Annotated in this window: 12 protein-coding genes; 6 read left to right on the top strand and 6 right to left on the bottom strand. The window is 50.5% G+C overall.

Annotated elements, in window-relative coordinates:
• Nucleotides 1-120: 120 nt before the first annotated feature.
• Genes IKB43_12065 through IKB43_12055 form a run of 3 tightly spaced genes read right to left on the bottom strand, consistent with a single transcriptional unit; the run spans nt 121 to nt 3721 of the window.
• A complete protein-coding gene (locus IKB43_12065; GenBank protein MBR2470859.1) occupies nt 121-1116 on the bottom strand; it encodes a GGDEF domain-containing protein in 996 nt (331 codons plus the stop codon).
• Between the two features lie 2 nt (nt 1117-1118).
• A complete protein-coding gene (locus tag IKB43_12060; protein ID MBR2470858.1) occupies nt 1119-2366 on the bottom strand; it encodes a hypothetical protein in 1248 nt (415 codons plus the stop codon).
• The gene (locus tag IKB43_12055) at nt 2363-3721 is read right to left on the bottom strand and encodes a tetratricopeptide repeat protein (protein MBR2470857.1); all 1359 of its coding nucleotides are present in this window, start codon (nt 3719-3721) and stop codon (nt 2363-2365) included. Before IKB43_12055 ends, IKB43_12060 begins: the two co-directional genes overlap by 4 nt.
• Before the next feature lie 183 nt (nt 3722-3904).
• Here IKB43_12055 and IKB43_12050 point away from each other — a divergent pair, with 183 nt between their 5' ends.
• The 4 genes from IKB43_12050 (at nt 3905) to IKB43_12035 (ending at nt 9032) form a co-directional block, all read left to right on the top strand.
• The gene (locus IKB43_12050) at nt 3905-4657 is read left to right on the top strand and encodes a YkgJ family cysteine cluster protein (GenBank protein MBR2470856.1); all 753 of its coding nucleotides are present in this window, start codon (nt 3905-3907) and stop codon (nt 4655-4657) included.
• Complete coding sequence (locus IKB43_12045; GenBank protein MBR2470855.1) at nt 4657-5466, top strand: hypothetical protein; 810 nt, start codon at nt 4657-4659, stop codon at nt 5464-5466. Before IKB43_12050 ends, IKB43_12045 begins: the two co-directional genes overlap by 1 nt.
• Before the next feature lie 97 nt (nt 5467-5563).
• Nucleotides 5564-6682 carry an aminopeptidase gene (locus tag IKB43_12040; protein ID MBR2470854.1) on the top strand — a complete coding sequence of 373 codons (1119 nt, stop codon included), beginning with the start codon at nt 5564-5566 and terminating at the stop codon, nt 6680-6682.
• A gap of 22 nt (nt 6683-6704) precedes the next feature.
• A complete protein-coding gene (locus tag IKB43_12035) occupies nt 6705-9032 on the top strand; it encodes a hypothetical protein (protein ID MBR2470853.1) in 2328 nt (775 codons plus the stop codon).
• 111 nt (nt 9033-9143) lie between these two features.
• Here the strand turns inward: IKB43_12035 and IKB43_12030 are convergent, their stop codons facing one another.
• The 3 genes from IKB43_12030 to ssb are packed head-to-tail and all read right to left on the bottom strand — an operon-like array spanning nt 9144 to nt 11636.
• Complete coding sequence (locus IKB43_12030; GenBank protein ID MBR2470852.1) at nt 9144-10166, bottom strand: aspartate-semialdehyde dehydrogenase; 1023 nt, start codon at nt 10164-10166, stop codon at nt 9144-9146.
• A 9-nt stretch (nt 10167-10175) separates the two neighbouring features.
• On the bottom strand, nt 10176-11159 hold the full coding sequence (locus IKB43_12025) for a hypothetical protein (GenBank protein MBR2470851.1): 984 nt from the start codon (nt 11157-11159) through the stop codon (nt 10176-10178).
• A gap of 3 nt (nt 11160-11162) precedes the next feature.
• Nucleotides 11163-11636, bottom strand: a complete 474-nt coding sequence (ssb, locus tag IKB43_12020; protein MBR2470850.1) for a single-stranded DNA-binding protein — start codon at nt 11634-11636, stop codon at nt 11163-11165.
• Between the two features lie 348 nt (nt 11637-11984).
• Between ssb and IKB43_12015 the strand changes: the two genes are divergently transcribed.
• Both IKB43_12015 and IKB43_12010 read left to right on the top strand, forming a co-directional pair.
• A complete protein-coding gene (locus IKB43_12015) occupies nt 11985-13082 on the top strand; it encodes a DUF1343 domain-containing protein (GenBank protein ID MBR2470849.1) in 1098 nt (365 codons plus the stop codon).
• A 102-nt stretch (nt 13083-13184) separates the two neighbouring features.
• A partial coding sequence (locus tag IKB43_12010; protein ID MBR2470848.1) for a superoxide dismutase occupies nt 13185-13701 on the top strand: 517 nt, incomplete at its 3' end.

The raw sequence follows: 13701 nt of genomic DNA, 5'->3' as shown, positions 1-13701 counted from the left end.
TTATTTTTGCTTTTAGACTTTGCGGTCGCTTCTGTGAGCAACAAACGCCTCGTATTAACGAGGCGTGGTTGCGAGAGGGCTGGTCTGTGGTAAGAATCAATAGGCTTTCAGCCAGCCCGGTCAGAATAGGAACATGGAATCTTCGCCTAGGTTCAGGCACACGCGGTTGCGGCCTGATTCCTTGGCGTGGTATAGGGCGTCGTCTGCCCGCTTGATGATAGATTCTACGGTGTCGCCGGCTTGCCGTTCCGTAAAACCGACGCTTATGGTAACATTTATCACCTCGCCAGTAGAAAGGGCGACGCGAATCTTTTCTACTCCTGCACGCAATCTTTCAGCAATGATTTTGGCGTTGTCTACGGTGGTGTTGGGCAGGAATACCGTGAATTCTTCGCCTCCGTAGCGTACAGGCATGTCACTAGGTCTGAGGCATCGGGTGATTTCTTGCGCAACAGCAATAAGAACTTGGTCGCCGGCCAAGTGCCCGTAGGTGTCGTTGATGTTCTTAAAATGGTCGATGTCCAGCATGAATGCAGACAGGCTGAAATTACCGTCATTGCTGCGCTTGAGTTCTCTCGTGTAGGTCTCTTCAAGCCAACGACGGTTGTGTAGTCCTGTCAAGGAATCTACCTTGGCGTTTTCTTCAATGCAGCGGATGTGGTATTCTTCTTCGCAAACGACTTTATTGTTGTTGCGTAACCTTCTGCTCAAAAGCTGCAAGAAGTTTAGGCAAAGATCATGGGACGCGTTGAGCATGGCGAGAGCGATGTCTGCATCAATGACCAACAAGGTGCTTTTCTCTTTGGCAAAAACTTGGGCGCTGGGTTTCACATTGTCAAAGATGGACATTTCGCCTGCGCAATGTCCAGGCAAAATGAAATCAGAAAAAGAACCGCCTTTAGAACTTAAGACGACTTCTAGCTTGCCGTCCAACAACACCAAAAGTTTTCGTTCTGGTTGGTTGGGGTCAATAAGAAGCGTTCCCGGTTCAGCCGTGATTTTTTTGCAACTGAGCAGGTAGCCTGCTAAACTTTCAAAAGAAACATTTTTGAAGATGTCAGTCTTCAAAAACTGAGCCCTTGAAATCGGGAGGGTTTCCAGCTCGTTTGTAGTCATGACTAGAAACCTAGGCTTAATTCGACCATATAGATACGCTGTTCGTCCTGACCAGTGTAGTAGCCCAGTTCTTCGGCCCAGGTTGCAAATTCAAGGGTGAAGAATTGTAGAACTTCCAAGGCAATTCCACCTGCGGGGTAACCGCCCTTGAAACCGCCAGATAGGCGCAGTGCAAGGGCTCGAACTCCGTAGTAGTAGCCAGGCCAGGCAATCAGGTTCTGTTCAACTTCGAAACCGAAATTAATGTGAGATAAAGGCTTGTAGTTGTTTGTGCTGTTTACAATGTCGGCAAAGTCCATGGCAATGTTGAACTTACGGCCATAACCCGTGTTCTTATTGAAGAATCTAGGGCTGTAGTTTGCACCTACGGTCCAGTTAGGAGTGATTTTATCCCCAGCAAGTTCTTTGAAATAGATGTCTCTTAGGGAAGTGCCGACTCTGACTTCGCGGGTGAGCTGATAAAGAACGCCTAAGTCGATACCCATGGAAATGGAATTGAAATCAAAGATGTTATCCGTAGCGTCGTGGTAGCGATCTTCAAGGGTGTCTTGCATGGTGTCGTAATTCAAGATGTCGACTGTAAGCATTTCTACCTTGTGACGCTTGACTGCCTTTGCGCCGATACCCACGGAGAGGTTGTCCGTGAAGCCGTAAGAAATACCGCCCTGGACAACTCCATCGACATAGAAGGTGTCAATGGCCATATTGGGTAACACAATGCCTGCATCCAGGTAGGGTGCCACGTTTGCATCTACCCAGACCGCACCACCAATGCCATGGAAAGCCATTTCAGCATCGAACTTCAACTTCATGGCGAGGCTCTTGTGGTCATAGCTGTTTACCTGGTGCATCAGTTCCGGGTGACTGGATAGGGAGTCCATCAGAACTGTTGATGCCTTGAGGCCGTTTGCTGCAGCCGCATCGGAAGCGCCTTGGTAGATTCTCTGCAAGTCCTTGGCCACGTTGTAGGTATGGAAATACGTTTCAAAAGGCCCAGCACCACCCAGGTTTAGACGCATGTCGGCGTAGTTACGGGGGTAATATCCGGTTTCGGGGAATTTGTCGTAGTTTCCAAGCTTGTTGATTTGAGTCAAGCCAGCGTAGTTAAAGTAGATAGCCTCTTTGTCGTCGACTACGGCCACATGGGCGTTACCCATGGCTTCGGCGCGCAGAGAATGGTGCGTCGGTGCCTTAAGAGCAAAAGCGAAAGATGCAAGGCTTAGCGTAAAAAGTATTAGTATCCGTTTCATTCTTGATACCTCACTTTTTGTGCTTCAAGGATTCTCTGGAAGTCGCTTTCTGAATAACGGATCCAACAGCCTCCGATGGTTTCTTGTCGATATTGGAGACTATATTTGCCTTCATAATCTATGGCAACAGCGTGTTTTAATTCTTGGAAAGTTTCAAATGGAAGTCCCTGGGGGTTGAAGATTAGGTCTGCGGCGAACCTGAACCGGTGGTCCCCATTTTCAACCCTTCTGCGATATTCTGGATAAATAAAGTCCCATTCTTCGTTGTTGGCTGTCCTGCCATCCATATCAATATCTACGTTTCTGTATTTGTTATTTGGCCCTACAGAACGAATGATCATTAAATTCTCTGTTCCTTGTCTATGAGCAATGGCGTTTTTTGCTATGGTCATCTCGTCATAGACAAATTGGTCTGACTGGTCTCGGGGATCTTCATCAATTTCTCCATCTCCGTCATTGTCTTGCCCGTCAATGATTTCTTCGTCATTGCATCCATCGCCGTCTTCATCCACGGACTGACTATAGCCGGTGAAGGAGATGACAGTAGATAATTTTTTTTCGTTTTCGGCCGGCGTATTTCCAATTTGAGTGATGCTGCTCATTGCATCACAAGAGGCCCCCATAGTTACATTTTTGCCTTCTTCCGAAAGCAAGGAGCCAAATCCTGGTAAGAGCTGGCCTGCAACAGCACCCATAGATTCGGGTTGTTTTGCACATGTGGAAAAGAATTCGTGAAGAGTTTCTAGGGTTTCGGTAGATTTGTTGCCGTGCAACCCGTTGAGAATATCTCCCAGGTTGCATTCCGCCTCGCCGGTTACGGCATTGACAGAGGCGCAGGCCGGTATGTCGGGCATAACTTTCCGCAAGACAAGCATGGTTTTGAACAATTGTAAAATCATATAACTGTCGGAAATGTTCTTGTAGCTCACCACGCCGTCAAGTTGTCCAGTCGTGTCAAGTGTGATGAACACTTTCATGAAATCAAGAATAGTGTCGATGCTGTATTGGTATTTTGCTGCTGTCCCATCGCTCATTTTTGAAATGGGCATGGAATTGCTTCCCTCGGTATTGACGTACTTGAGAAGTTCAAAGGAATTTATTTCTTGAAGGTTCAGTTTTGCCTTGGCAAGACCGTACCATGCTTCGGAATGGCTTGAATCGGCTTCGATGGCCTTGCTGAAATAATAGGCGGCCTCGGAGTAGTCGTTTGCCCGGAACTTTTGATACCCTTCGTACGTCAGGGCATTTGCGTCGCTGGAATCAATATTCGCTGAACCCGTGGGGTTAAACAGATTGCAACCTACAATCCCTAGGATCAGTGTGCATAAGAAACAAATTGAAAGTTTTATTTTCATAGGTCATTCTAGATGTTCTAGTCCTTTATAAAGATAACTTTCTTCTTACAAAAAAGAACATAAATCCATCCTTTTTCCTCTTTTTTGGGGTGAAAATCCGTTTTCCCGCTGTTTTTATAGTAAAAATGCCGTTTTTTGCTAGAAAACGTGAAATCATCTGCCGAAGTAAATATATTTGGTGCCATGAGTTTGTGCGAGGAATACTTCCCGACCAGGGCGTACACCAATGCGGTGAGTAGGCTCGGACAGCTCTTGTCCAAGGAACGGGACCGCCTCGATTCTGTGGCGCAATCTCTTGGACGGAAATCTGCGATCGGTCCAGACAACTTGGCGGTGCAGGTTCCCATGATTGTGGACTTTGCCAAAGAATACCACAGGGCCTATTCCCTCTATCTGGAGGCTGTATTACCCCAGCATAAGAATGGAATCAAGTGCGGCCCTTCTTGCGGGAATTGCTGCCACCATTACCCCATGTCTGTGGAGCCTTTTGAACTGGTTTACCTGTATTCAAGTTTGAGGCGTCGAGATGACTTTATGTCTGTCATGGAAGACTGTCAAATGCGGGCGAAACTGTTTGAAGGTCTTTTGGGCAAGCGCTTGGCGGAATCTGACTCCGAGGATGATGCCGAAGATAGAGCCCTCCACGATTATTTTTCCCAGTGGAAGGCGTGCCCATTCTCCTCGCCCCAAGGGGATTGCAGAATATACCCCTTGCGTCCAGTGTCGTGCCGCATGTACTTTAGCGAGACTCACCCGAAATACTGCGTGCCGGAATATTTGCAGACAGAAAAGAACGAAAGCTTTGTGGTGTATATGCCAGACCATATCGAAGAGGCTCTGGGTGGCATTTCGGAACATTATGCAGACTTGGAATTGCCTGAAAGTTACTTCGGCGGGCTCCTGTCCATGAACCTTTATGAGGGTGTTTTCTCGTGATGGGCGAGGGACAGATGGACTTGTTCGGCCAGCTGGACCTTTTCGGTTCGGCGGCGTCCCAGGTCTATGAACCTGCGGTCAAAAAAGTTTCGGCCGAAAGTTCCGAAAACGGTCTGGTGACTTTCAAGTACAACCCCCGCATGAAAAAGAGCATCCGCTGTGTTGGAGGCTTCTTGTTCGGCCATCCGGAGGTGCTCTTGCCGGGGTATATGAAGGCTCCGGAATTTGCCCAGGCTCGAGAAATTGCTGCCGAATGGGCGGAACACGCCATCCGCCGAAAGACCCAGAAGAACAAGCTTGCCATTAAAGAACTGGTGAACCGCTTTTGGACGGTGGTGGACCAGGTACTGGCGGACAAGGGAGAAAAGACCTTGGAGTCCCGCGGCAGAATCCCGCCCATACGCCCCAAGGGAACTTATCACGACTTGAGCCAGGTGCTTGCAGCCGTCAATGAAACTTATTTCAACGGCGAACTGACTTGCCGTATTACCTGGAGCAATCGGGTGGGAGGCCTAAGCTTCCACTCCATGCGAAAGGACCCTCTGACGGGTGAAGATTTTCACCTGATAAGCATCAGCAAGGGTTACGATGCCAAGAACTGCCCGTTTTACGCCGTAGCGGGAGTTGTCTATCACGAGTGCCTCCATGTGGTGATTCCTGTGGAGGAGCGCAATGGCCGCCGGGTGGTTCACGGTCGGCAGTTCCGTCAGCGTGAAAAGCGCTATATCTATTTTGACGAGTGGATAAAGTGGCATAAGGAGGTTCTGCCCAGGAACATCCGTGCCATGCGCAGGGGGAAAGAGTTGTGAGTTCTTATAGTTGCGCCCTTGGCGCCAAACCAGGCCCAAGTTTTGATAAATGCTTCAAAATCTAGGTGAAATGCTATTTGAAAAAAAGAGGAATAAAATGACTGATTCAAGAATTACAAAACTTGCAGAGAATCTAATCAACAATGCCATCGGTCTTAAGACGGGGGAGAACATCCTTATCGAGACCACGGACACTCCGGACGAAGTTTCTACGGAACTGGTGAAGGCTGTGGCTAAAGTAGGTGGAAATGCCTTTGTGCACAACTACCGCGGGCGAGTCCGTCGCGAAATGATCAAGTCTGCTACAGAAGAACAGATGAAACTCCAGGCGGATTTAGCTCTGGCCGAGATGCAGAAAATGCAGGCCTATATCGCCATCCGCGGGGCCGACAACGCTCTGGAAAACTGCGATATCGACAGCGCCAAAATGCTCAGTTACCGCAAGATTACGGACCCCGTGCTGAACTATCGTGTGGATAAGACCCGCTGGTGTGTGCTCCGCTGGCCGAACCCATCCATGGCCCAGGGTGCCAAGATGAGCACGGAAGCTTTTGAGGACTTCTACTTTGAAGCCTGCCTGGCCGATTACCCGAAGATGGCCAAGGCCGCCCAGAACCTGGTGGACCTCATGAACCGCACCGACAAGGTGCGTCTTGTGGCCAAGGGCACGGACTTGACGTTTAGCATCAAGGACATTCCGGCCATACCCTGCTGCGGCAACATGAATATCCCCGACGGCGAAGTCTATACCGCGCCGGTCCGCAACAGCGTGAACGGAGTCATTCAGTACAATACGCCCACCCTTTACGATGGTAAGTATTTCAGCAATATCCGCCTGGAATTCAAGGATGGCAAGATTGTGAACGCTACTTGCGAATCCGGTGACAATGTGGCCATGAATGCCCTGTTCGATACCGATGAGGGAGCCCGTTATGTGGGCGAGTTTGCGGTCGGTTTCAACCCGTTTGTGAACGCGCCCATGTGTGACATTCTCTTTGACGAAAAGATTGCGGGTTCTATCCACTTTACGCCAGGCCGCTGCTACGAAGAAGCGCCAAACGGGAACGTCAGTTCTATCCATTGGGACCTGGTGCTGATTATGCGTCCGGAATACGGTGGCGGCGAAATCTGGTTCGACGACAAGCTCATCCGCAAGGATGGCCTGTTCGTCGTGGACGAACTCAAGTGCCTGAACCCGGACCAACTGGGAAAATAGATTTTCATAAGAAGGAGGAAATATGGTGAAAAAACTCTCCATTTTTTGGGGGGCCATGCTGGCTGTACCATGCTTGGCTACAAATGGTAAAATGGCTGGTGCAGGAACCGCCGAAAGTCCATGGCAGGTCGCTGATTACGAAGATCTCAAGGCTGTGGGTATTGGCGACTACAGCATGGACGGTCATTATGTGCTGACTGCCGATATCGATGCGTCTGCTTCCCGGAACGAAAAGAATGCCGCCGATTCCACCGCCGGTTTCCAGCCGATAGGCATAGCGTACTATGGAACAGAGCAGTCTTATTTTGGCGGCGTATTTGACGGCGCGGACCATACCATATCGAATCTTTATTCGATGTCGACGGATACTCGTTCAACGGCCATGTTTATGGCTGTAGGCCCTAATGGTGTTGTCAAGAATCTGAAAATGTCCGATTGCTTTATTTCGGTAAAGTTTGTCTGGGCAGCTGGCTCTGTGGCCGTAATGAATTTTGGCTTGATTGAAAATGTTGAGCTCAAGCGTGATACGGTGCGCGCCCCGGTTAGTACGGGTGGTGTTGTGGGTATTAATGAAAACGGCATTATTCAAGATGTAGACTTTAGTGGCGTCGTTTATGGCATTAATGATCGTGTAAGTGTCGGCGGTATTGTCGGTAGCAATACCGGAAAAAAATCGGTTATTCGTAACGTGAAAGTCAATGCCGACATGCGGTCTACTTATTACGGACAAAAACTTGGTTTAGTTGCCGGTGACAATGAAGGTCTAATTGTTTCTGCTGAAATCAATGGAATTCTTGAACATGGAAACCGTTATCTGGGCGGTGTGACCGGATATAATACGGGAACGATTGATTCGTGTGTTTCTCATGGTTCAATTTATTCGATGAATGAAAATTCGGCTGGCCTGGTTGGGTTTAATAGCGGAACCATCAAGAATTCCAGTGTCGATGCCGATGCTGTTTTTGGTGAATACCGTGGTGCGGCTGGTTTTGTCGGAACGAACGATACGACTGGGGTCATCGAAAACGGCTTTGCCAAGACGAACGTCCATTCCGATAGTTCTGGCGGTTTCGTCGTTCACAATGCTGGTATCATCAAGAATTCCCGTATGGAAGGCACGGTTTCTGCCGATTCTTTCCCTGGGAGACTTGTGTCTGGTTTCGCTTTGAACAACGTCGGCACTATATTGAATTCGTATTCGAAAGCAAATGTTGATGCGTTCAACAATTTGGCAGGATTTGTATTCCGCAATAGCGGCAAAATCGATAGTTGCTATGCGACGGGCCATGTGAATAACGGTAATAAGGGATCCGGTGATACTTATGGTGGCTTTGTCGGTCAAAATGACTCTACTGGTATTATTTCGAATAGTTTCGCAAGCGGGGAAGTCGTTGGTGGCATGCATGCTGGCGGCTTTGTGGGAGTAAATAAAGGAAAAATTCTCAATTGCTATGCGACGGGTGATGTGCATTCGCATTCTGTTTTTGGCGGCTTTGTCGGCGTGAACAAGGGCAATATCTACTATTGCTATGCGACTGGATCTCTTGAAAAAATCACAGGTTATGATGTGTCGTATACGGCGGGCGGCTTTGTCGGTTCCAATGAAGGTCAAATCAATAATGCCTACGCTACGGGAAATGTCACCAGTGAATACACAGGCGCTGGTTTCGTTTCGAGTAACAGTGGAACCATTTTGAATGCCTATGCTACGGGAAAGGTTTCTGGTAAGGTTGAACCTGCTGGATTTGTCGGTACGAATAGAAAGAATATTGAAAACGTATTCTTTGCTGGAAAGACTGTTGCAAGCGGCGCTGAACTTTATGGTACCGGCTGCTTTGTGGCAGGAAACGACGGATCTGTAAAAAATGCCCTTTACAATAAGGATGGCTGCGGGTTTGGAACGGATTCAACGGTAGACGGCGTTGCGTTTACTGAAATGAAGAATGCGTCCCTATACAAGAACTGGACTGATTTCGACAAGTATTGGACTTTGAACGATACGATGTCGTATCCGCAGCTTGTGTTTACCGCGGGCGTTCTTCCCGAAATTCCTATTGACGATCCTCCTATAAAGGTAAAGTCCAACATGGTCGTAGCGAAGGGCGCTAATGACCTTAAACTATATGGAAACCGCCGAAACCTGCAAGCTATGGTAACGCTTTCCCGTTCGGGGATGACGAACGTCAAGGTGTATAATTTGAAGGGGGTGTTGCAGAAGGTTGTTTCGCTTGGCAAAATGAGCGAAGGCGTGCATCAAGTGAATTTGAGTGGTGCCGTAGATGCTCGAGGCGTTGCCTTGATTGTTCTTGAACAGAACGGCAAGGCTCTGTCGAGGACGCTTCTTCGCTAACGGCTGTTCGTAGAAAAAAACATTGAAAATCATAAAAGCCGTCCTTTATCGGGACGGCTTTTTGATGCTTGTAATAGAAGATCCCCGCCTTCGCGGGGATGACACCCGGGATTACACACCCTTGGCCAAGATCTCGCCAATCTGCACGGCGTTGAGGGCTGCGCCCTTGCGAATCTGGTCACCGGTGAGCCACAGCGTGTTGCTGTTCTCGTCGGCCAGGTCCTTGCGGATACGGCCAACGAACACGTTGTCCTTGCCGGCGCTTTCCAGCGGCATCGGGTACACGTAGTTCTGCGGATCGTCCTTGAGGGTCACGCCCGGAGCGTTCTTCAAGGCATTGCGGATTTCTTCGACAGAAACCGGACGTTCGGTTTCGAACCAAACGGATTCAGAGTGAGAACGCAGCGAGCTCACGCGCACGCAGGTGGCGCTCGTACGAACGTCAGAGTGCATGATCTTGCGAGTCTCGTTGAACATCTTCATTTCTTCCTTCGTGTAGTCGTTTTCCGTCATCTTGTCGATCTGCGGAATCACGTTGTAGGCGAGCTGGAACGGGAACTTCGCGATGTGGGTGGTGGTGCCCGTCTCGATGATGTCCTTGTACTGTTGCTTCAGTTCTTCCATGGCGATGGCGCCTGCGCCGCTGGCACTCTGGTAAGAAGAAATGTGAATCTTCTTGATGTGAGAAATCTTCTCGATGGGGTTCAGCACCACGACCATCATGATGGTCGTGCAGTTCGGGTTCGCGATAATGCCCTTGCCGCCGTTTTCAGCCTTGTAGAGCTTGATATCTTCGGGGTTCACTTCGGGCACGACCAGAGGGACCTTCGGGTCCATGCGGAAGAAGCTGGTGTTGTCCACCACCACGGCGCCGTTTTCCACGGCGATGGGGGCGAATTCCTGGGAAATCGCGGCACCGGCGGAGCTGAGCACCAGGTCGATACCCTTGAAGGAATCCTTGTTCAGGACTTCGCACTTGAGGGTTTCGCCCTTGAACTTGAATTCCTTGCCTGCGCTACGTTCGGAGGCGAGGAGCTTGAGGCTCTGCAGCGGGAAGTTGCGTTCCTCGAGGATGGAGAGGATTTCCTGGCCGACGGCGCCGGTGGCACCCATAATGGCTACGTTGCGAATCATAATTAACCTTTAGTTTTCTTCTGGTTGTTCTTTGTAGTTTGTAAGGAGTCCCTGGATGGCCGCAATAAAGCGGTCCAGGAAAATCTTGGATTGACCCAGCTGTTCCTTCGCCTGCTGCAGTTGAGCTTTCTGGTCAGCTGCGTTTTCTTGAAGGGTGTAGGTATAGAGGGAATAGGCCGCAAGACGCAGGCTTTCGGTGGCCTGAATCAGCTCGGCATGGGCTTCGCTGGACTCGTGAGGGTGGAATAGCCCCAAGGCCTTCTTGTTGATGGCCATTGCATTGTTGCTGATGGCGAGGGCCTTGCGGCTCCACTCTTCGCGGTCTGCTTCCGAAATATTTGGCGGCAGCTTGCCAAAGCCGTTGATGGCCGATTCCACCTCTTGCATACGCTTCATGACGGTGCGGGATTCGTCCATGTAGCTTTCCAGTCGGGCTTTGGCGCCCTCGGAAAGGGTGGCAGGCCTTGCAGGTCGTTGGCCCTGCACGTTTTCGCCTGTTGCGCCAGAGTTCCTGATCTGGGTTCCGGTCACCTTGCTTTTTGTAGCCTTGGTCGGAGTCCCATTCTGGAACGAGGTAATGTAGTCTTGGTACATGGCGTTCTGGGCAGCAATGTCAGCAGCGGAATACTGGGAGGTAATGACCAATGTGGGCCTATCCCAGTAAGAAATCCCGACAATTCCTGCAAGCATCAGCACGGCAAAAAGGATGTTTGCCACCTTTGCCGGAGTCTCGTCGCTCTTGATTACGTAGAGAATCGCAAAAAAGAACAGGCTCCCGAAAGCGAGCAGAAGCCCGCCGTCGTTGTTGTAGGCGATGAAGGAATTCTTGGTAAAGTAGAACAGGCAGTCCAGGACAACGACGATGAGGGACAAGAATGCCCCCGCCAGTTTCTGGCTGCGGTATTCCGAGGCTGCCGTCTGCAATATGGTAATGAACGTGACTCCCAGGGGGAGCACGTACATCAGGGCAATTTCAGCTACGTCCGAGTTCATGGGCTAGAAGGGAAGGTCAGAGCCGTCGTCTTCGGGCATGGGGGCGTCGTATGCCGGAGCGCCACCCTGAGGCTGGCTGTAGTTGTTGGAGCTACCCTGGTAGGAGTTGCCGCCCTGGTAAGAGGGAGAACCGCCCTGAGTGCGGGGGCCCAGCAGCTGGAAGGTGTCCATGTTGACTTCGGTAGCGTAACGCTTCTGGCCGTTCTGGTCGGTCCAGCTGCGGTTGGTAAGGGTGCCCTCTACGTAGAGGCTCATGCCCTTGTGTACGCCAAGTTGCTCGATAATGTCGGCAGTTTTACCCCAACCCACAATGTTGTGCCAGTCGGTCTGTTCTTTCTGCTCGCCGTTGTTGTCGCGGTAACGACGGCTGGTGGCGAGGGAGAAGGAGACGCGCTTGCGTCCACCGGTCTGGCTCATGCGGAATTCAGGGTCCTTACCAATATTGCCAATGAGCATCACTTTGTTCAAATAAGCCATAATTTATCCTTTGCTTTTTTTGTTCACGGGGAAAAATAAAAAAATACGCTTGTCATTTTTGTCATTTTTTAGGGAAATATTCCCCTCTGGGGTAAAAATTTCTTAAACCCGGCTTTAGAAAGACCTTTCTTGAAATGGCCGCCCATTCCCTAACTCTTAATTCTTAACTTTTAACACATCTTGTAAACCCACACCTCATAACATGGAGTTATCAGTCCTCAGTATATAATTTGGCGCCAAAGGCGCAACTATAAGAACTCACAACTCACAACTCATTACTAATCTCACTCCCCACACCTCACACACCACATTCCTAACCCCTAGATCCTAAATCCTAACCCCTATCATATGGTCTCTCTCGCACTCTCTCGTTTCGAAAAAGCCTTCCCCGCAAACCTCAAGGGCAAGCGCCTCGGCGCTGTCCTCCACCCGGCTTCGGTACTCCCGGACCTGCATTACACTCTCGACCTTCTGAAGGAATACGACGGCAAGCTGTTCAAGCTTTCGGCACTCTTTGGCCCGCAGCATGGCATCAAGGGCCACACCCAAGACAATATGATCGAGTGGGAGGGCTACACCGACCCCGAACTGGGCATTCCCGTCTATAGCCTGTACGGCGAACACCGGGAACCCACCCCCGAGATGCTCAGCCACGTGGACATGATGCTCGTGGACCTGCAGGATGTTGGCGCCCGCTACTACACGTTCATCTGGACCTTGTTCCTTTGTATGAAAGCCTGCGAGAAGGCCGGAATCCCCGTGATCGTGGTGGACCGTCCGAACCCCATCAACTGTATCGATGAAGAAGGTCCGGTGCTTGACTTGAATTACACGAGTTTTGTGGGCCTGCACAGTATCCGCACCCGCCACGCAAAGACGATTGGCGAATTGGCGGTGCAGTTCAAGGAAGAACGCTTCCCCAAGTGCGAACTCTACGTGCTGGGCATGGAAGGTTACGACAAGAAAATGTGGTACGATCAGACGGGACTCCCGTGGATTCTGCCCAGCCCCAACATGCCTACCCTCGATACCGCAATCGTTTACCCCGGCATGTGCCTGTTCGAGGCCACCAACGTGAGCGAAGGCCGCGGCACCACCCGCCCCTTTGAGATTTTCGGCGCCCCGTTTATCGATGCGGTCAAACTTTGCAAGTACATGAACGGATTGAAATTGCCCGGCGTGTATTTCCGCGAGAATTACTTCCAGCCTACGTTCCACAAGGGCGCAGGCCAGATTTGCGGTGGCGCGCAGATACACGTGCTCGACCGCGACAAGTTCCGCAGTTTTGATATGGCGGTAAAGCTTTTGCAGTACATCTTCAACGAGTACCCGAAGGATTTCGCCTGGAAGCAGCCGCCCTACGAATACGAATTCAAGAAGTTGCCTATCGACATCCTGCTCGGCAACGGCACGTTTAGACGAGATTATATAGAGACAAGCATCTAATTGATGTGTAATGTGGAGTGTGTAATGTGAAATTATAATTACTCACTACACATCTCACATTTCACACCTCACACCGCGGCGTAGCCGCGAAAAGGAGACGCAATGACCGAACAGAAAAATGGAAAATTTGAAATGCCCGCCCTCCCGTATGCGGCGGCGGACTTGGCCCCGGCCCTCAGCGCCGAAACCATCGAGTTCCACTACGGCAAGCACCTGCAGACCTACCTGAATAACCTGAACGCGGCGCTTCCGGGGAGTGCCTTCGAAGGCAAGTCCCTCGAAGACATCGTGAAAACCTCCGAAGGCGGCGTTTTCAACAACGCGGGCCAGTTCCTGAACCACTCCATGTACTTCTTGCAGTTTGCCGCCCCGAAGGCCGGCAACGTTCCGACCGGTAAGATTGCCGATGCCATCGCCCGGGACTTCGGCTCCTTCGAAAAGTTCCAGGAAGAATTCCAGGCGAAAGGTGCGGGCCTCTTCGGTTCCGGCTGGGTCTGGCTCTCCGCCGATGCATCGGGCAAGCTCGTCATCACGCAAGAAGGCAACGCCCAGAACCCGCTCACCAAGGGTCTCAAACCGCTCCTCACCTTCGACGTGTGGGAACACGCCTACTACATCG

Origin of the sequence: Fibrobacter sp. (genome assembly GCA_017503015.1) — a bacterium.
Classification (GTDB): domain Bacteria; phylum Fibrobacterota; class Fibrobacteria; order Fibrobacterales; family Fibrobacteraceae; genus Fibrobacter.
Note: the sequence above shows the minus strand (reverse complement) of the source record. Positions and strands in the feature narration are given on the sequence as shown.